Genomic DNA, 19,503 nt, shown 5'->3' on the forward strand with positions numbered 1-19,503 from the left:
TGTAATCATATTTATTCATTGATCTAGGTGCGAATGTCAATGGATTGTAATCCTTGATTTGGCCAATTGTCGCTTCTAGCTGATTCCGGAGCTCGTAGATTGGCAATTCGGCGGCCAGAGCCGATTGATATGCGCTTTTGACAAACGAAATCAATTTATCATACTCTTCATGAAAAGTAGAATATTTGTTTGCTCCCGCTTCATCAGACAATGATTGTTCGCTTAACGAGCTTTTATCGACAGCCGGTTTGGCGGTTCTTTTAGATTCGACTTCCCCCGTATCCACCTCGACATATTGCACCATAAAGGCACGCAAAATATCCAGTTCCCGCGGAAGCAAAACTGTACCTTTGCGGAATAACATGCCTCCCAGCGGAGTATACACTTCTTTTGACAGCTTAACACCCGGTTTCAATTCTACAATCGATATACTGGCCATAACAATGATTCCCTCGCTTAGTTCCACTTATGAATAATGGCAATTTACTCCATTATATTACTTATAGTAGACCTTATCCACATTAGTACGGAAGAAAAATTTCGATCGATGTACTCTCTATATAAACGGAACGCTTTTAACAGTAGTTTCACTTACTAAATCGGGGTGGGCCTAGGATCATACTTCTTTATCTATAAAATAACCCCACAAAGTGGAGCCTATGCTTCGATGCTTATTCCAAATACTTTGCGGGGACCCCCAAAAAAACTTATAAATTCTATACTGCTAAAAAAAGAGCACAGCTCTTGAATATTCAAAAGCTATGCCCTTTAGGATCTATTTCTTATTCGTCTTCGGAATTTCCGTCATTGCCGCCTTCATCTACATGCTCTGCAGGCTCATTTTCATCTGTTGAAGGTGTTAAGCCATTCTCTTCAATCTCGGCTCCTTCTTCCCCTTCATCAGGCTCTTCGCTCTTATCCGCGCGGCAGACGGTAGCAACAGAATCATCGTCGCGGATATTGATCAGTTTTACGCCTTGCGTATAACGGCCCATAATGGATATTCCCTCAATGCTTGTACGGATCAAGGTACCGCTGGATGTAATAATCATAAGGTCTTCATCCGGTCTTACTACCTTCAAACCGACGACAGGACCATTTTTCTCGGTCACATTCAGCGTTTTAATGCCTTTACCACCGCGGGTTTGGGAACGATAATCGCTAAGAGGCGTCCGTTTACCGTAACCCTTGGCCGTAACGATCAAAGCATCCAAATCTTTGTCAACGACATCCATTCCGATGACCTGATCGCCATCATCAAGCGTAATTCCTTTGACACCGGTCGCGCTTCGGCCCATAGAACGCACATCATTTTCGGAGAAGCGGATCGACATACCTTGAGCCGTACCCATAATTAGCTCTTGCTGCCCGTCTGTCAGCTTCACTTCAATTAGCGCATCATCTTCACGGAGATTAATAGCAATCAAACCGCCCTTGCGGATGTTAACGTAATCCTCAAGCGGCGTCTTTTTGACGATCCCGCTCCGTGTAACAAAGAACAGATATTTATCCGCTTCGAATTCCTCTACAGGGATAACGGCGTTGATCGTCTCCCCTTGTTCGATTTGAATCAGGTTGATGATCGCCGTTCCGCGGGCAGTCCGGCTGAGTTCAGGGATCTCATATGCCTTGAGCCGATATACCTTACCTCGATCGGTAAAGAACATCAGATAGTGGTGAGAGTTGGTTACAAACAGATGCTCAACAAAGTCCTCATCCTTGGTATCCATCCCTACAACCCCGCGTCCACCGCGTTTTTGGCTGCGATAGGTGTTAGCCGGCAGGCGTTTGACATAACCTGTATGCGTAATGGTGACAACTACTTCCTCACGCGGAATCAGGTCTTCGTCCAAAATGCTTTCTTCACCGATCGTAATTTCAGTACGGCGTTCGTCGGCATAACGTTCCTTGATTTCGAGCAGCTCGTTGCTGATGATTTCCAACACCAGATGCTCATTAGCCAAAATTTCCCTATATTCCAGAATTTTAGCCATTACTTCCTCATATTCACTTTCGATCTTCTCGCGTTCGAGTCCGGTCAGGCGCTGCAAACGCATTTCGAGAATCGCTTGGGTCTGCTCATTGCTGAGTCCGAAGCGCTCGATCAAACGCTCGCGAGCAATATCAGTCGTCCGGGAAGAACGGATAATCGAAATAACTTCATCCAGATGATCCAGAGCTACGCGCAAGCCTTCGAGAATATGGGCGCGGGCTTCAGCTTTTTTCAGATCATATTCCGTACGCCGGCGGATGACTTCAATCTGATGCTCCAGGTAGTAGCCCAATACATCCCGCAAGCTCAGAACTTTTGGTTCATTTTTCACAATCGCCAGCATGTTGATTCCAAAAGTGGACTGCATGGCCGTATGTTTGTACAAATTGTTCAGCATGACGCTTGGATTGACATCGCGGCGCAGTTCAACCACAATGCGCATACCGGTACGGTCCGATTCATCACGCAGGTCGGTAATGCCGTCAATTCTTTTCTCACGCACCAGTTCAGCGATTTTTTCAACCAAACGCGCTTTGTTGACCTGGTACGGAAGCTCAGTTACAACGATGCGTGCCTTGCCGTTATTATCCTCAATTTCAGCTTTGGCCCGCATCGTCACGGACCCACGTCCGGTCTCGTATGCCTGGCGGATGCCTTGGCGTCCGAGTATATAACCACTTGTCGGAAAGTCCGGGCCCTTAATATATTCCATCAAATCCAGCGAGGTCAGATCCGGATCTTTGATCAGGGCAAGTACTCCGTCAATGACTTCTCCCAGATTATGAGGTGGAATATTGGTTGCCATCCCGACAGCAATACCGGATACACCGTTGACCAAAAGGTTAGGGTACCGTGCAGGAAGCACAACCGGCTCCAGTTCTTCGCCGTCATAGTTTTCCGTAAAATCAATGGTTTCTTTGTTGATATCGCGCAGCATTTCCTGGGCAATCTTCGAGAGACGCGCTTCGGTATAACGCATAGCTGCCGGTGCATCGCCGTCAATGGAGCCGAAGTTACCGTGGCCTTCAACAAGCATGTAACGCATCGAAAAATCCTGGGCCATACGAACCATCGTTTCATAAGCAGGCGCATCACCGTGTGGATGGTACTTACCGATGACTTCACCAACGATTCTCGCCGATTTTTTAAACGGCTTATCCGGTGACAAGCCAAGCTCAGACATCGCATAGAGCACACGCCGGTGAACCGGCTTGAGTCCATCCCGCACATCCGGCAAAGCCCGGCTTACAATGATGCTCATCGCATAATCCATAAAGGATTCGCGCATTTCCACACCAATGTCCCGCGCCTTAATCTGGGGATTTTTTTCTTCCGCCATGGTGGACCTCCTCCATTTCCCTCACAAACAACATACTCAATCTATCTAAAAGGGGACTAAAGATAAATGAATCTTAGTCCCATACGGGCATAAAACGGCAAGCCGCAATTCACCGACTTCGCGGAAGAAAAGCAGCACCGTCCATGAGCTAAAAATATGATAAAACCGCTAATCTTTATTATATTACTTTCACAAAAATAGCACAATTAAACGTTTAGCCTTTTTCTTTCGGTCAATCATCGCCCAAACTTGCCCTTGAATTGGGGATTCGCCCTCCCCTCTTTGCTCAGTGAACATATACTGATAGGCAAAAGGAGGTTCTTCACAAGCCCCATATTCAAATATCACATATCTTCACATTATACCATTCATTCAGCTCCTTGTCCTATGTTTTGTGCATTACCCAACCTATGACCAACCTTTCAGGCTGCCCAGCAGCCCCTTCGGTATACTCCTTTTAAAGAAAGGATGTGATAACTTGTCCATACAGCGTGTTTCAAGCAAATGGGCTAAAACCAAGGTCCTTTTACGCAACAAACAGATCATGCACTTTATCCCCACGACTTTAAAATATTCACTGGAAACGCTGAGCGATATGCTGAGGGACAACATGCTTGTATATATTAAACCCGATACCGGTACTTACGGTAACGGCGTTATGTGTGTTGAACGTCTGAATGTATTGATATCCGAGGTCAATGAACCCGTTGAACATTACAGATTGCAGTACGGAACCCTCAGCGAATCCTTTGATTCCCTAAACCATCTGCACCTCGCCATCATGCACCGTATTGAAGATAAACCCTATCTCATACAAAAGGGCATTTTCAAGCTAAATTATGACAACCGCCCGTTTGATTTAAGGATTTTAACGCAAAGAACCCCCAGTGGAACCTGGGAGTCGACTGGAGTTGTCGCCAGGGTGGCTGGCCGCAATAAAATCATTACCAACTACCATAGCGGCGGTACGGTCAAAATGCTGAATGAGGTGCTCAGCGAACATGCCTCCCAGCGAAAAATCAGTGCGCTCGAAAAACAGCTTTATACGCTTGGCGAGGATACGGCCAGACAACTGCAAAAAACCTATCCCCGATTGAAGGAAATTGGACTGGATGTCGCGATCGATCAGGATTTGTACCCATGGATATTGGAAGTGAACACTCTCCCTGCTCTTTTTCCTTTCAAAAAGTTTATTAAAAATAAAGACGTATACCAGCGGATCGAACGTTATGCCATCGCCTATGGGCGGCTCTCCGCTTCTACCAAAGGCAAAAGGAAATCCAAAGCTTAAATTCTATAATCGTAAGAAAAACGTCTATCGACGTACTCTCATAGAAGACAGACCGCGTTTAGCGGTAATTTTTCTTGCGATATAAGGATGTGAGATCTCCGAAGTTTATACTTTCTTATATCTTAAGAAAAACGTCTATCGACGTACTCTCATAGAAGACAGACCGCGTTTAGCGGTAATTTTTCTTGCGATATAAGGATGCGAGATCTCCGAAGTTTATACTTTCTTATATCTTAAAAAAAGAAGGTGCCTGCTATTGGACACCTTCCCGCTTTGTTTAAATATCCAGATTCTTAACATGTTTGGCATGTTCATGGATGAAATCACGACGAGGTTCAACATTGTCCCCCATCAAAGTATCGAACAACATATCCGCCTGCATTGCATCTTCGATGGTCACCTGCAGCATGGTACGGCTTTCGGGATCCATGGTCGTTTCCCAAAGCTGTTCAGGGTTCATCTCGCCCAGACCTTTGTAACGCTGGATCGTATATTTCGCATTTTCCCCAAACTCGGCGATGATTTCATCGCGTTCCTTCTCGGAGTTTGCGTAACGAATCGTTTTGTTGCGTTCGACTTTGAACAGTGGCGGCTGCGCGATGTACACATAACCCGCTTCAAGCAGCTGCCGCATATACCGGTAGAAGAACGTCAAGAGCAGTGTCCGGATATGCGCGCCATCGACGTCGGCATCCGTCATAATAATGAGTTTATGGTAACGGGCCTTGCTAATGTCGAAGTCTTCGTCACCAATCCCCGTTCCCATCGCCGTAACCATGGCCCGGATTTCCATATTGGACAAAATGCGGTCCAGTCTGGCTTTTTCTACGTTCAAAATTTTACCGCGGATCGGCAGAATCGCCTGAAAATGACGATCCCGACCTTGCTTCGCCGAACCACCCGCAGAGTCGCCTTCGACGATGTAAAGCTCGCAGATGGATGCGTCTTTAGAAGAGCAGTCTGCCAGCTTACCCGGCAGGGCGCTGATCTCAAGCGCACTTTTACGACGTGTCAGCTCACGGGCTTTGCGTGCGGCTTCACGCGCACGGCTTGCCTGCAGAGCTTTTTCGAGTACCCGCTTGGATACAGCCGGATTTTCGCCCAGGAATTCCTGCAACTTCTCGGAGAAGAGAGATTCCACAATCCCGCGGACTTCGCTGTTGCCCAGTTTCGTTTTGGTCTGGCCTTCGAACTGTGGCTCCGGAATTTTAACGGAAATAATCGCCGTCAATCCTTCACGGACATCATCACCTGTCAGGTTTCCGTTGCTGTCTTTGATCATACCGCTCTTGCGGGCGTAGTCGTTAATAATCCTCGTCAATGCGCTCTTGAAGCCGGATTCATGCGTGCCGCCCTCATGCGTATTGATATTATTGGCAAAAGAATAAATATTCTCGGTATAGCTGTCGTTATATTGCAGGGCAATTTCCACCTGAATCATGTCGCGCGAACCTTCAACGTAAATCGGCTGCTCATGAAGAGGTTCTTTCTTCTCGTTCAAATACTTGACGTATTCAATAATGCCGCCCTCGTATTTGAAGTAGTTGGATGCTCCTGTCCGTTCATCCGTTAGAGTCAGGGCAATCCCTTTGTTCAGGAAAGCCAGCTCCCTGATCCGGGTAAGCAGCGTATTATAGTCATATTCGGTCGTCTCGGTGAAAATTTCCGGATCAGGCAGGAACGTTACCGTTGTACCGTGGTCGTCGGAGTCACCGACAATTTTGATATCATATTGCGGAACGCCGCGATGGTACTCCTGCTGGTAGATATGGCCGTCAAGTCTAACCTGCACGACCACCTTGGCCGACAGCGCATTAACAACGGACACGCCCACGCCGTGCAGACCGCCGGAAACCTTGTATCCGCCGCCTCCAAATTTACCACCTGCGTGCAGGACAGTCATGACAACTTCAAGCGTGGATTTTTTCATTTTGGGATGTTCTCCGACCGGAATGCCCCGCCCGTTATCGACAACTGTAATGCTGTTATCCTTGTGAACGATGACCTCGATATGATCGCATATGCCGGCCATGGCTTCGTCGATACTGTTGTCAACGACTTCCCATACCAAATGATGAAGGCCTTTGGCGCTTGTGGATCCGATATACATACCAGGACGTTTGCGGACGGCTTCCAGACCCTCCAGAACCTGAATCGAATTCTCATCATATTGCGGTTGATTCATAGACATGCCTGTCACCTACTTCTATAAATTCTATATCCCTGTTACGAATCACTGCGGTTTATTTTGCAAAACTGAACATTCTTTCTTGCTATCTTCAAAAGAAAAGTCCGCAAAGGTGCGGCCTTCATTACGCCATACGAACGTCGGTTTACTTTATCTTACGATACCAGAAAGTAAACTCAAGGGAAATGACTCCTGATACAGCAGAAAGAACTTCCGTCAGCATCCGGAGCCTCTCTACCAGCCGTCGATAGACGTTTATATATATCAAGCGTTGGCTACGAATACCTTCGCCCGTTTTTTGAGTGTGGATGAGGAAATCGGGGAATAATACACCGTACTTTTCGTAACGACGATCGACTTCGGTTCTTCTTCGCCGATATATTCCACGTTTTTTTGTTGGCAAGCGTGGCTGACAAATTGCTTGGATATCTTCGATGATTTTTCAATCGATACGTCAAAAATAGCGACCAATTCCGAGGAGCGGATAATTCTTTCACCGCCCAGATGAATATACATAGTCCCAACTCCTTAAGAGCCAACCTGCCCGCCCTGGACGTGGTAAATGCTGGCCTTTTTCAGTTTATCCGCATTCAGGCTCTCGATTCCCGTCGCCGTAATAAAGGTTTGTACCTTGCTCTGAAAGGTCTCAATCAGTTGTGTCTGGCGGTAAGGATCCAGTTCGGACAATACATCATCCAGAAGCAGGATGGGATACTCCCCAATCTCTTCCCGAATGAGTTCAATTTCCGCCAGTTTCAGTGACAACGCCGTCGTGCGCTGCTGCCCCTGAGATCCATAGGTATGCACTTCCTTGCCGTTGATGTAAAAGGCAAAATCATCACGATGAGGCCCGGCAAGAGTCATACCGCGCCGAAGCTCCTGATCTTTCAGTTGTGATAATTTTAACATAAATTGTTCAAAAAGATAAGCTTCATCTTCCTCCGCCTCTTCACCAAACGATGGGAGATAGACAAGTTTCAGGTCTTCGCTGCCGTTTGTAATGCCGTGGTGGATCGTTTCGGCCCAGCTTTGCAGTTTTATTATGAATTGTTTCCTCTTTTTAATAATTTTAACACCATGCTCCGCCAACTGCTGATCCCATATTTCCAATAGCCCCTGCGCAGGTTTATCCTTGCCCCATAACTGCTTCAGCAAATTATTGCGCTGATTCAGCACCTTTTGGTATTGCTGCAGATGATACAAGTATCCAGGCTGAACCTGGCCGATTTCCATGTCAAGAAAACGCCGGCGCACGCCAGGCGTTCCCTTCACAATTTCCAAATCCTCTGGCGCGAACATAACGACATTAAGCGATCCGATAAAATCGCTCAGCTTCCGCTGTTCGAGGCCGTTGATTTTAGCCCTTTTTCCTTGAGGCGATAAATTCAGGTCGAGCGTCAGCGGTCCGTATTTCTTCTCCACGACAGCCGACAAATGCGCGCTTTTATCCTGAAAGGAGATCAGTTCGCGGTCCCTGGAGGTCCGATGACTTTTGGTCAATGCGAGGACAAAAATTGCCTCCAGCAGATTGGTTTTTCCCTGGGCGTTTTGCCCGATCAGCAGATTGACATCGCCGAAAGAATCGAGCTGCAGCTCTTCATAGTTGCGATAATGCCGCAGGCTGATGCTTTTAACAAACACCTTTGCTTCCTCCTCATCTCCCGCCTGTCGTCAATGTAAGCCGCAGTTTAGCGAGGAGCGAATTTCAGGACTGCTTGATGACGGTAAATTCGCCGCAGTCCTCCACATTGATCCGGTCTCCGGGATAAAGCTTACGCCCCCGGCGTTCTTCGGGCTCTCCGTTCACAAGCACCTGGCCTTCCGCCAGCAGCGCCTTTGCCATTCCGCCTGTGGATACGCAGTCAGCCAATTTTAAAAACTGGTCAAGTTTAATATATTCACTGTGGATAACTATTTCTTTCATCGTTTACTCCCTTCCTGTGTATAAGTTCGGGAAGCTTCTAGTTGGTCGTCCGGTATGGAAGAATGACGTACGAACTTTGGCTGTCATCCATCGGCTTGAGGATAATTGGGCTCATCATGCCGGTAAAGGCGATCATCAGCTGTTCGCTTTCCACGATTTTCAGCACATCCAGCATATATTTGGAGTTAAAGGAAATACGCAGAGGTTCCCCTTTAAAATCAATGACGTCGAGTTCTTCACGCACTTTACCCAGTTCGGATGAGCTGGAGGAGATTTCAATCCCGCCGTTTTCCATCGTCTGCAAACGCACGATATTCGTTCTTTCCTCACGGGACAGCAAATAAGCGCGGTCGATCGATTCGCTGAATTTTTTTGTGTCCAAAATTAGTTCTGTTTTGTAGGTTGTCGGAATAATTCTAGAAGTATCCGGATATACCCCATCCAGAATACGGGAATAGAACAATACACGATCCAGTTTGAACAACACCTGGTTGTCCGCTACGACAATATCCACAAGCGCATTTTGGTCGGGAACGATTTTGCTCAGCTCGTTTAGCGTTTTACCTGCAATAACGACATTGCTGAACTTGACATCATCCGTGCCATCCAGCTTCGCGGAACGTGTCGCAAGACGGTGGCGGTCCGTTGCTGTAAATTTCAATTGATTATTTTCCAAATTCCACAACACGCCCGTCAAAATAGGGGTCGTTTCATGCGTAGAAATGGCAAATACCGTCTGGCGGATCATATTTTTCAGCAGTACTCCAGGAAGGGAAATGGTTTGGTTGCCTTCAATGGCCGGCAGTACAGGGAATTCTTCGGGATCAAGGCCCACCATTTGGATTTCCGTCGCTCCGGATGAGATGAAGGTCTGAAACTGGTCTTTAACCTCCATTTGAACTTCTTGGGAAGGGAGCTTTTTGATAATTTCCACGAAAAACTTGGCTGGCAGTACGACGCTGCCGGTTTGCTCCACCTGCACGATCGTACGGTCTCCGTCTTCAATTGGAATAAACGATTGGATGGAGATGTCAGTGTCACTGGCCGTTAATGTAACGCCTTGGTGCGTAACATCAAGTTTGATACCTCCCAAGATCGGGATGGTAGTACGGCTGGAAATCGCTTTGGATACATGCTGAATGGATTCGTTAAGAACATTTTTAAGAATGTTGATTTTCATCTTTTCACTCCTAGCAGGAAATTCGGGCAGGCAAGCGAGTATGCCTTAGACTCGCAGGTATGCCTCTTTATATGAATATATTTTTTAAAATTCTTTAATAGCAGTAGCAGTAGGGGCCCTGAATATGTGGATAAGCCCTGGAAGCCTCAACAAATTAAGCCTATCCACATGTGTATAGATTGTGCATAGGCTTTGAACTTGTTCAGGTTGGATTTTTTATTTTTTCTGTAATGTTATTGATTACTTTGTAAAGCTCCTGGTCATTTTGCAGCGACTGGGAGATTTTCTCATGGGCATGAATGACGGTGGTATGGTCTCGTCCGCCAAAAGCTTCCCCGATTTTGGGCAGCGAAAAATCAGTCAACTCGCGTGAAAGATACATGGCAATTTGCCGGGGAAAAGCGACGGCTTTCGTCCGTTTGCGCGCTTTGAAATCCTCCAGCTTCAAATTGTAGTACTCCCCGACCTTTTGCTGAATGTCTTGGATGGTGATCATTTTAGGTCTGCTCGAAGGAATGATATCCTTCAGCGCTTCGGCAGCCAGATGCGTTGTCACATCTTGATTGGTAAGCGACGAATAGGCGACGACGCGAATAAGCGCACCCTCGAGCTCGCGAATGTTGGTGTCGATCTGATTGGCGATATACATCATCGCTTCGTTCGGGATGTCGAGATTTTCGGCCTTCGCTTTTTTGCGTAAAATGGCGATCCGCGTTTCCAGATCCGGCGGTTGAATATCGGTGATGAGCCCCCATTCGAAGCGGGATCTTAGCCGGTCTTCAAGCGTCGGAATTTCCTTGGGGGGCCGGTCGCTGGAGATAATGATTTGCTTCTGTTCCTCATGCAGCGCGTTGAATGTATGGAAAAATTCCTCCTGAGTCGATTCTTTCCCAGCCAGGAATTGAATATCGTCGATCAGCAGTATATCCACGTTGCGGTATTTGTTGCGAAAGCTTTCCGCCCGGTTGTCCCGGATGGAGTTGATGAATTCATTCGTGAATTTCTCGGAAGAAATGTATACGACGCGGCTTGCAGGGTTGTGCTCCAGAATATAGTGGCCGATGGCATGCATCAGATGCGTTTTTCCCAGTCCTACCCCTCCGTATAAAAACAAAGGGTTATAAGCTTTGGCCGGCGCCTCTGCTACGGCGAGCGAAGCCGCATGGGCGAACCGGTTCCCGGATCCAATAACGAAAGTATCAAAGGTGTATTTCGGATTCAGCATATGGTTGAATGCTTCTTCTTGGGTCACCTGAGGCATTGGAGTGGGCTGCTGGGGAACGACATCTGCCGGCTTGTTCTCTTCGATGACGAATTTCACGTCAACCTGTTTGCCAAGCACTTCATAAATTGTCGAGCTGACAAGCTTGGTATAGCGGCTTTCCAACCATTCAACAGCAAAGGTCGTAGGCGCGGAAATGACAACGGAGTGGTCACTCATTTGGATCGCTTTCGTTGCTTTAAACCAGGTGTCGAAGCTTGGCTTGCTAAGTTTGGTATGAATAATAGATAGGATTTCCTGCCATAATTCGGAAGTATGGCTGTCCACAGACTGTCACTCCTTTAAATCTTCCAAATGCGGCCTTGGCCTCCGCTACTTGAGTGGAATTGTCGAAAAAAAATGAAATCTGAAGTATTTTATCCCCAGTTTCACCGTTTTAGAAAATAAAAAAAAGTGGATAAATTAAAATTGTTCACAAGTTTATCCACAGCTTGTTGATAATTTTATGGGTGAAGACACATATTCACAACCAAAAGTAATATAATCATAGCAAAAGAATCCCTTTTTATCAATGTATGCGGCCAATTTATCCACAAATTCAATAAGTTGTGTATAATTAATACTCACAACACTATATATTGTTTATAATTTGTTTAAGTTTCGACAGCATTTCCAAAAACGGAAAAATAGTTGTGCACAGCTTATGCCGGAAAAAAGAGATGTACGGCAGTTTTTGTGAACAAGTGGATAAGTAGCTATTGTGGATTTTTACATTAGATGAGAGTGAAAGGCTGTGGAAAAGTCAGCTGGTCCCCTGGATCGCAAAATCTATATACGTTGAATTAAGAAAAGAATAAGGAATAAGCAAGAGGGGGCAAGATTTTAAAGAAGGAGCGTTTTAGAATATCGAACTTAGGAGAAATGATTTCTTGCGAAGCTGAGGGCTTTTGAAAAAAAAAGCTGCTTCGGAGGCGTATTTATCCGTTCAATCATTAGTTCGACTTATATAGAGGGGAAAATGCTGCTGCGGCGTTCTTAGAAATTCGAGGTTTCGGGTTTGGAATAAAGAGGGCAGGGATTCGGAACAAAAAAGAGGAAGGAAGCAGGCTTTGGCGGCAGCGATTTCAATGCGAAATAGAGGAAGGGTTTAGTTGACTTTTGGGCATTGACATGGTTAAATGTATAAAGGCATTTTCTGTGTAGATGAAAATGAATTAACCATAAAGGTTATGAAATCCTGTAAGGGGGTGCGCAATACATGAGACCGACATTTAAACCAAATGTGAGCAAACGCAAAAAGGTTCATGGTTTCCGGAAAAGAATGAGCACGAAAAACGGCCGTAAAGTGCTGGCTGCTCGTCGCCAGAAGGGCAGAAAAGTATTGAGTGCGTAAATTTCGTGCATGAAGACCACTGCGGTGGTCTTTTTTTCTTCAATTTGGATGGAGTCGCGTGAAATAAGAGGGGGATGACCCCCGGATCGTACTTTGAATGATGTAAAAAGAGGGACGAATGCATGCCTGTCGGTTTATGATGAAGCGGGATTGACAATAATGTTGATGCATTTCCCTTATATATATGAAGCAAAAATTTTTAACGTCCTTTATCTCAGGTGGGAAACGGTTGCAGTGCTACTCTAAAATTGCCCGCTTTACCCAAATGATCATTTAGAGGATGCTGATGATAAGAGTCTTAATCATATTTTGACTCTTGCGAATTTGTCAAGAAATGACCGCTTGGTATTACCGAGCGGAGGAGCAGGCAGGGGATAGGGTTGCAAAAAAGTTTGCGATTACGAAACCGCGCTGACTTCAGTCGCGTATATCGTCATGGGAAGTCTTTCGCGAACCATCAGTTCGTCGTGTACTGGTTTCGTAAAAAAGATGTAGAAAAGTTTCGAGTAGGAATTTCCGTCAGCAAAAAAGTAGGGAATGCTGTTGTTCGCAACCGAATGCGCCGACTCGTCAAAGAAATTGTCCGGCATCATGAGGACAAGCTGATCGAGCACGTGGACCTTGTGTTTATCGTCCGCAAAGGCGCGCTCGATATGCCATACAAGGACTTGGAAAAGAGCATTCTTCATGTGCTCCGTAAAGCATCGCTGCTGCGGCCGCCGGGGCTTTGAAAGTTGGTTTCTTTGTCCTATTAATTATGGTATGATTTACGTTGAACGCCAGTAGTCAGAGAGGGGTTATGAAGTGTCGCTATTCAAGACGAGACGAGGCAGGAAGTGGATCCTCCTCATTGCTGTAATGCTGCTTGCTGTAATGGTGTTAACAGCATGTGGTTCGAATTCGGTAACGTATACGACCGAGGATATGAAAAGCAGCGGCAGTTTCTGGCAGAGAAACGTCGTTTATTATTTCTCGCTTGCACTAGATACGTTCGCACATTGGTTTAATGGTGCATATGGATTGGCCGTCCTTGTGATGGTGATTATTGTACGTACGCTTATTTTGCCACTGTCCATCAAACAGGTTCGAAGCTCCAAAGCGATGCAGGCGATTCAGCCTGAGCTCGCAAAAATCAAGCAAAAATACAAGGATAACCCCGAGAAGCAGCAGCAGGAAACGATGCGCTTGTTCCAGGAAAACAAGGTTAATCCGATGGCAGGATGTCTGCCGCTAATTGTGCAGATGCCTGTTTTTATCGCTCTCTATAATTCGATTATTCACAATAAGTATTTGTATGAACATTCTTTCCTGTGGCTCCAGCTTGGTAAGCCGGATCATACGTTTATTCTTCCTCTGCTGGCTGCAGCGACGACATTCCTGCAAACACGTATGATGATGAAGATGAACCCAAGCCCGCAGCAGGGCGCCATGCAGTTTATGATGTTTGTGTATCCGGTGCTGATCTTCTTCATGTCCTATCAGTTCCCGTCCGCACTGCCGCTGTATTGGTTCTTGAGTAATCTGTACACGATCGTGCAGAACTATTTCCTGTACCGCAACAACAACTCCACCGCTAATGTTGCGGCCGTGTCCACGGCCGGTGACGGCAATGCCAAAGGCGGCAAAAATAACGGCGGCCAAAGCAACAAAGGCGGCAAAAACAATAAGGCCAATGCGGGAAAAGGTAAAAAGGAGGCCAAAAAAACTAAATGAGCAAAGTCGTCGCTTCAGGAAAAACCATTGAAGAAGCTGTAAAAAAAGGGTTGGCCCAGCTTGGTGTAAGCCAGGACCGCGTTTCGGTCAATATCATATCACAGCCGTCAAAAGGATTCCTGGGACTGATTGGCGTCAAGGAAGCGAAGGTCGAGCTGACATTGCTGCCTGAGCCAGATCCTAAGCCAATCCAAGTCAAGACGGCATCAACATTGCCTTTAGATCCGGTACTGCCGGAGGCCGAAGAGATACAACCTGGGCTGGATCCTTATGAGGAAGCCGTAAAATTCATCAAGGATGTCGGCAATAGCATGGGATTGGAAGTCACCGTAGACGTGCAGCATGCCAAGGATGTTACAACACTTCATATTTTCGGACCCGATTTGGGCCTGATTATCGGCAGAAGGGGGCAAACCCTTGACGCCTTGCAATATTTAGCTAATATCGTAGCCAATCGCTATTCGGATAGCTTCATCCGCATCGTACTTGATGCTGAAAATTTTCGTGAGCGACGCAAAAAAACGTTGGAAGATTTGGCGGATCGCCTTGCCGGGCGCGTAATCCGGTCCCGCAAGGAAGTTGTGCTCGAGCCGATGTCCCCACAGGAGCGGAAGGTCATCCACTCCAGACTGCAGGATCATCCGCAGGTAAAGACGTACAGTAAAGGCGAAGAGCCTAACCGCCGTATTGTCATTACATTAAAGTAGATGAGATAAGAATCTGGCAGCGTCCTGTGGATTAATAATGATCCTTAAGATGATGTGCAATGACTTTATTTAGCTCTCGCAGCTGATGAAGTCATTGCTTTTTTCGTAGATATGGAGCTGCATCCCAAGTCTTGGTCTTTCCCGGGTTGGATAAGATAGAGATGGGGGCAACGGAAGAAGAAAGCATGAAGAAGAGGTGAGTAAAGTTGCTTAGTGATACAATTGCAGCTATCTCAACGGCAGTAGGGGAAGCGGGGATTGCGGTTATACGCGTAAGCGGACCTGATTCCATTGCCGAGGTGGATGGTGTTTTTCATAGTAAAACCAAGCTGGCCGATGCAGCGACGCATACCGTTCATTATGGTCATATTGTTGATCCGGACAGTAACGAGCGCGTGGAGGAGGTTTTGGTTACGGTCATGCGGGCTCCGCGTTCTTTTACGACAGAGGATGTGGTGGAGATCAGCACGCATGGCGGCGTCATATCCGTAAAAAGAGTGATGGACTTGCTGCTGCAGCAAAATATCCGTCTGGCCGAACCAGGGGAATTTACTAAAAGGGCTTTTTTGAATGGTCGCATCGATTTGTCGCAAGCTGAAGCTGTGATCGATTTGATCAGGTCCAAATCGGATCGGGCATTCTCCGTGGCACTCAAACAGGTGGAAGGAAGTTTGTCCGAGCAAATCAGACAGCTTCGCCATACGCTGGTGGAGACCATGGCTCATATCGAGGTCAATATCGATTATCCTGAACATGATGTAGAATCCCTCACAGCCGAGTTTATTAAAGAAAAAAGCAAGGAAGTTATGCATGGCATTGCCAAATTGCTGAAAACAGCGGAACAAGGAAAAATTTTGCGTGAGGGGATAACGACGGCTATTGTCGGACGGCCTAATGTAGGCAAGTCTTCGCTGCTGAACGCTTTGGCCCACACGAACCGTGCGATTGTTACGGATATTCCGGGAACGACACGTGATGTGATTGAAGAGTTTGTTACGATTAATAATATTCCTTTGAAGCTGCTGGATACCGCCGGTATACGCGAAACGATGGACGTCGTGGAGCAGATTGGGGTGGAACGTTCCAAACATGCCGTGACAGAGGCCGATTTGATTTTGCTTGTGCTGAATGGCAGCGAGCCGCTGCATGAGGATGAATTGGAATTAATGGAACAAATCCGCGGTAGACAATCCATTGTTATTATGAATAAAATGGATTTACCTCAACAACTGGATAAGGATATCCTTGCCCGTTATTATGCGGAAGATTTGATCGTGCCGATGTCCGTAAAAACACAGGAAGGGATCGATGCGCTGGAAAAAGCGATATCGGAGCTCTTTTTCAGCGGCAGCATTGAAACAGGCGATCTTACGTATGTCAGCAACGTGCGTCATATCGCCTTGTTGAAAAAAGCGAATAAATCGCTGCAGGATGCTTATGAAGCTGCCGAACAATTCATTCCGATCGATATGATCCAGATTGATGTTCGTTTGGCATGGGAGCAGCTCGGCGAGATCGTTGGCGATACGGCGTCTGACTCGCTGTTGGATCAAATTTTCTCGCAGTTCTGCTTAGGCAAATAAGGAATATCTTATAGAGCCGGTTAAATCATTGATGCTTGATTATGAGGCATACCATCCAGAATTCCTTTTGAATAGTTTCGGTAGTATTAGTTTTATCTTCTAACCTGAGTATTAAGCCAGGTCGCTTATATAGAAATTTATTTTTTTAAAATTAAAGGAGGTTATATTATGAGTTACGATGGCGGCAGCTATGATGTCATTATCATCGGTGCGGGTCATGCCGGTTGTGAAGCTGCCCTCGCCGCAGCCCGGATGGGCTGCAGCACATTGATGATAACGATCAATTTGGATATGGTCGCTTTTATGCCATGTAATCCCTCGATTGGAGGACCGGCCAAAGGCCATGTCGTTCGTGAAATCGACGCATTGGGCGGCGAAATGGGACGCAACATCGATAAAACTTTTATTCAAATGCGCATGCTGAACACAGGAAAAGGGCCGGCCGTGCATGCATTGCGCGCCCAAGCCGATAAATTTTTGTACCAGCATACAATGAAAGAAACGATGGAGAAGGAACCTAACTTGACCATGCGCCAAGGTATGGTGGAAGAGTTGATTGTAGAAGACGGTGCATGTGTTGGTGTGATCACCAAAACCGGAACGGCATACCGCGGCAAGTCGATCGTGCTAACAACAGGCACTTATCTGCGCGGCAAGGTCATTATGGGTGAGATGACGTACGAAAGTGGTCCGAATAACCAACAGCCTTCAATCAAACTGGCTGAAAATCTGCGTCAGCTTGGTTTTGATCTCGTCCGCTTTAAAACAGGAACGCCTCCGCGCGTTCATAAATCGACCATCGATTTCTCGAAAACGGAAATTCAGCCAGGGGATGAAAAACCGAAGTTTTTCTCGTATGAGACAGAAAGTTCCGATAACGAGCAGCTTCCTTGCTGGCTGACCTATACGTCGCTTGAAACGCATCAAATCATTAATGCGAACCTGCACCGTGCGCCAATGTTCTCAGGCATTATCGAAGGAACAGGGCCGCGTTATTGCCCGTCTATTGAGGATAAAATCGTTCGTTTTAGCGATAAGCCGAAACATCAAATTTTCCTCGAACCGGAAGGCAAAAACACTTCTGAATATTATGTCCAAGGCCTCTCCACCAGTATGCCTGAGGATGTTCAGCTGGCGATGCTCCGCTCCATTCCAGGTCTGGAAAAAGTGGAAATGATGCGTAACGGATATGCGATCGAATATGATGCGATTGTGCCCACCCAGCTATGGCCTTCACTTGAAACAAAAATGATTCAAGGCTTGTTTACGGCCGGACAAATCAACGGCACCTCGGGTTATGAGGAAGCCGCCGGTCAAGGCATTATGGCGGGAATTAACGCCGCGCGGCGCGTACAAGGCAAAGAGCCTGTTATTTTGGATCGTTCCCAAGGGTATATCGGTGTATTGATTGATGATTTGGTCACAAAAGGCACCAATGAACCCTATCGTTTGCTCACATCGCGTGCCGAATACCGGCTGCTTCTGCGCCATGACAACGCCGATCTCCGTTTGACTCCGGTCGGGCATGAAATCGGTTTGATTACCGATGAACGTTTCGCCAAATTCCTGGATAAGAAGGAAAAGGTAGAACGGGAAATTGAACGACTGCAGGCAGCGAAAGTTGGACCATCGCATGTCAATGAACTGCTGGAACGTTTGGGTTCCGCTCCGATCCAGGATGGAAGCAATTTGCTTACTATTTTGCGCCGGCCTGAAGTAAGCCATGATCATGTGGAAGAGATTTCTCCATCTCCATTTGAATTAACCGAAGAGATGAAAGAGCAGGTTGAGATTCAAATCAAATATGCCGGATATATCGAAAAGCAGCTTGCACATGTGGAACGTCTGAAAAAGATGGATAAGAAAAAGATTCCGGAAACAATTGATTACAATGAAATTGAAGGCATTGCCATTGAAGCGCGGCAGAAGCTCTCCAGTATCCGTCCGATTTCCATCGGTCAGGCTTCCCGTATTTCGGGCGTTACGCCTGCGGATATTTCTATTCTGCTCGTTTACCTGGAACACTATAACCGGGTAACGGCTGCAAGAGGTTAAGCGATGGATCAAATACAAGAATCATTTACAAAGCGGCTGCATGAGAAAGGCATTACCATCGATTCATCCCAACTCGATCAGTTCGAAACCTATTACAAAGAACTGGTGTCATGGAATGAAAAAATGAACCTAACAGGAATTACGGAGCGGGAACAGGTGTATACGAAGCATTTCTACGATTCGGTATCCCTTGCATTTTATGTGAATATGAACAATGTCAAGACGATAGCCGATATCGGTTCCGGGGCCGGTTTCCCCGGAATTCCGCTTAAAATTTGTTTCCCTCATTTAAAGCTAACCATTATTGATTCGCTTAATAAGCGAATTAACTTTTTGCAGCATATTGTGCAGGAAACCGGCCTTGAACATGTTCAGTTACTGCATGGGCGGGCCGAGGATTGGGCTCGGAAACCAGAGCACCGGGATCATTATGATCTCGTTACAGCCAGAGCTGTTGCGAAGCTTGCGGTTCTGAATGAATTTTGTTTACCCTATGTTAGGGTAGGGGGCATATTCGCGGCGATGAAAGGAAGCAGTCCGGATGAAGAAATCAAGGAAGCTTCGCACAGTTTGAAGGAGCTCAAAGGAAAACTTCAACGGGTGGAACGTTTCACTCTCCCAGTGGAGGATTCGGAGCGGCATATCGTCGTGATCGATAAAACGGCCGCTACCCCCAAAAAATATCCGCGCAAAGCGGGTACAGCTCTGAAAACACCGTTGTAATAAAACTCATGACCTCGGACAGCATAGAGGAAATGATAGATTGAAAGATAGAATGAAGGGGATGTTTCACGTGAAACATTCCCTTTTTTTATCCTAAGCCTTATAGTGATACCACTATCAAATGAAATAATAGTTTATTGCCCAGGGCGGAAATTTATACTTAGGGGCATATCCATACATCGCGAAAAGAAT

Annotated in this window: 16 protein-coding genes (1 of these 16 only partly in view); 8 read left to right on the forward strand and 8 right to left on the reverse strand. The window is 46.4% G+C overall.

Annotated features, from left to right (window positions below):
* Both L6442_RS32425 and gyrA read right to left on the reverse strand, forming a co-directional pair.
* Positions 1-439: the start of an HD-GYP domain-containing protein gene (locus tag L6442_RS32425; RefSeq protein ID WP_212980454.1), read on the reverse strand. It extends 659 nt beyond the left edge of the window; 439 of the gene's 1,098 nt are visible here — the first part of the coding sequence; it begins with the start codon at positions 437-439; its stop codon lies off the left edge, out of view.
* Between the two features lie 343 nt (positions 440-782).
* Positions 783-3,332 (reverse strand): DNA gyrase subunit A, encoded by a 2,550-nt coding sequence (gene gyrA / locus L6442_RS32430; protein WP_212980455.1) that lies wholly within the window; start codon positions 3,330-3,332, stop codon positions 783-785.
* A 478-nt stretch (positions 3,333-3,810) separates the two neighbouring features.
* Between gyrA and L6442_RS32435 the strand changes: the two genes are divergently transcribed.
* Positions 3,811-4,623, forward strand: coding sequence for a YheC/YheD family protein (locus L6442_RS32435; RefSeq protein ID WP_212980456.1), 813 nt, complete (start codon positions 3,811-3,813; stop codon positions 4,621-4,623).
* A 277-nt stretch (positions 4,624-4,900) separates the two neighbouring features.
* Here the strand turns inward: L6442_RS32435 and gyrB are convergent, their stop codons facing one another.
* The 6 genes from gyrB to dnaA form a co-directional block, all read right to left on the reverse strand.
* A complete protein-coding gene (gene gyrB / locus L6442_RS32440; protein ID WP_194230877.1) occupies positions 4,901-6,814 on the reverse strand; it encodes a DNA topoisomerase (ATP-hydrolyzing) subunit B in 1,914 nt (637 codons plus the stop codon).
* Positions 6,815-7,075: 261 nt separating this feature from the next.
* On the reverse strand, positions 7,076-7,327 hold the full coding sequence (gene remB / locus L6442_RS32445) for an extracellular matrix regulator RemB (protein ID WP_194230878.1): 252 nt from the start codon (positions 7,325-7,327) through the stop codon (positions 7,076-7,078).
* 12 nt (positions 7,328-7,339) lie between these two features.
* Positions 7,340-8,452 (reverse strand): DNA replication/repair protein RecF, encoded by a 1,113-nt coding sequence (gene recF, locus L6442_RS32450; protein WP_212980457.1) that lies wholly within the window; start codon positions 8,450-8,452, stop codon positions 7,340-7,342.
* Between the two features lie 64 nt (positions 8,453-8,516).
* Complete coding sequence (yaaA, locus tag L6442_RS32455; protein WP_212980458.1) at positions 8,517-8,735, reverse strand: S4 domain-containing protein YaaA; 219 nt, start codon at positions 8,733-8,735, stop codon at positions 8,517-8,519.
* A gap of 37 nt (positions 8,736-8,772) precedes the next feature.
* Positions 8,773-9,915, reverse strand: coding sequence for a DNA polymerase III subunit beta (gene dnaN / locus L6442_RS32460; protein WP_212980459.1), 1,143 nt, complete (start codon positions 9,913-9,915; stop codon positions 8,773-8,775).
* Positions 9,916-10,117: 202 nt separating this feature from the next.
* Positions 10,118-11,464, reverse strand: coding sequence for a chromosomal replication initiator protein DnaA (gene dnaA, locus L6442_RS32465; protein ID WP_194230882.1), 1,347 nt, complete (start codon positions 11,462-11,464; stop codon positions 10,118-10,120).
* 931 nt (positions 11,465-12,395) lie between these two features.
* Between dnaA and rpmH the strand changes: the two genes are divergently transcribed.
* The 7 genes from rpmH (at position 12,396) to rsmG (ending at position 19,311) form a co-directional block, all read left to right on the forward strand.
* Positions 12,396-12,530 carry a 50S ribosomal protein L34 gene (gene rpmH / locus L6442_RS32470; RefSeq protein ID WP_068778604.1) on the forward strand — a complete coding sequence of 45 codons (135 nt, stop codon included), beginning with the start codon at positions 12,396-12,398 and terminating at the stop codon, positions 12,528-12,530.
* A 380-nt stretch (positions 12,531-12,910) separates the two neighbouring features.
* Complete coding sequence (rnpA, locus tag L6442_RS32475; RefSeq protein ID WP_212980460.1) at positions 12,911-13,261, forward strand: ribonuclease P protein component; 351 nt, start codon at positions 12,911-12,913, stop codon at positions 13,259-13,261.
* A 73-nt stretch (positions 13,262-13,334) separates the two neighbouring features.
* On the forward strand, positions 13,335-14,243 hold the full coding sequence (locus tag L6442_RS32480; RefSeq protein WP_212980461.1) for a YidC/Oxa1 family membrane protein insertase: 909 nt from the start codon (positions 13,335-13,337) through the stop codon (positions 14,241-14,243).
* A complete protein-coding gene (gene jag / locus L6442_RS32485; RefSeq protein ID WP_212980462.1) occupies positions 14,240-14,950 on the forward strand; it encodes an RNA-binding cell elongation regulator Jag/EloR in 711 nt (236 codons plus the stop codon). The genes L6442_RS32480 and jag overlap by 4 nt, the downstream gene beginning before the upstream one ends.
* 206 nt (positions 14,951-15,156) lie before the next feature.
* Positions 15,157-16,533: a tRNA uridine-5-carboxymethylaminomethyl(34) synthesis GTPase MnmE gene (gene mnmE, locus L6442_RS32490; RefSeq protein WP_194230887.1), complete on the forward strand. Its 1,377-nt coding sequence runs from the start codon at positions 15,157-15,159 to the stop codon at positions 16,531-16,533.
* Between the two features lie 168 nt (positions 16,534-16,701).
* Positions 16,702-18,588 carry a tRNA uridine-5-carboxymethylaminomethyl(34) synthesis enzyme MnmG gene (mnmG, locus tag L6442_RS32495; RefSeq protein WP_194230888.1) on the forward strand — a complete coding sequence of 629 codons (1,887 nt, stop codon included), beginning with the start codon at positions 16,702-16,704 and terminating at the stop codon, positions 18,586-18,588.
* Positions 18,589-18,591: 3 nt separating this feature from the next.
* The gene (rsmG, locus tag L6442_RS32500; RefSeq protein WP_212980463.1) at positions 18,592-19,311 is read left to right on the forward strand and encodes a 16S rRNA (guanine(527)-N(7))-methyltransferase RsmG; all 720 of its coding nucleotides are present in this window, start codon (positions 18,592-18,594) and stop codon (positions 19,309-19,311) included.
* The last annotated feature ends 192 nt before the right edge of the window (positions 19,312-19,503 follow it).

The sequence above is a fragment of the Paenibacillus azoreducens genome (genome assembly GCF_021654775.1).
GTDB classification, from domain to species: domain Bacteria; phylum Bacillota; class Bacilli; order Paenibacillales; family Paenibacillaceae; genus Paenibacillus_AQ; species Paenibacillus_AQ azoreducens.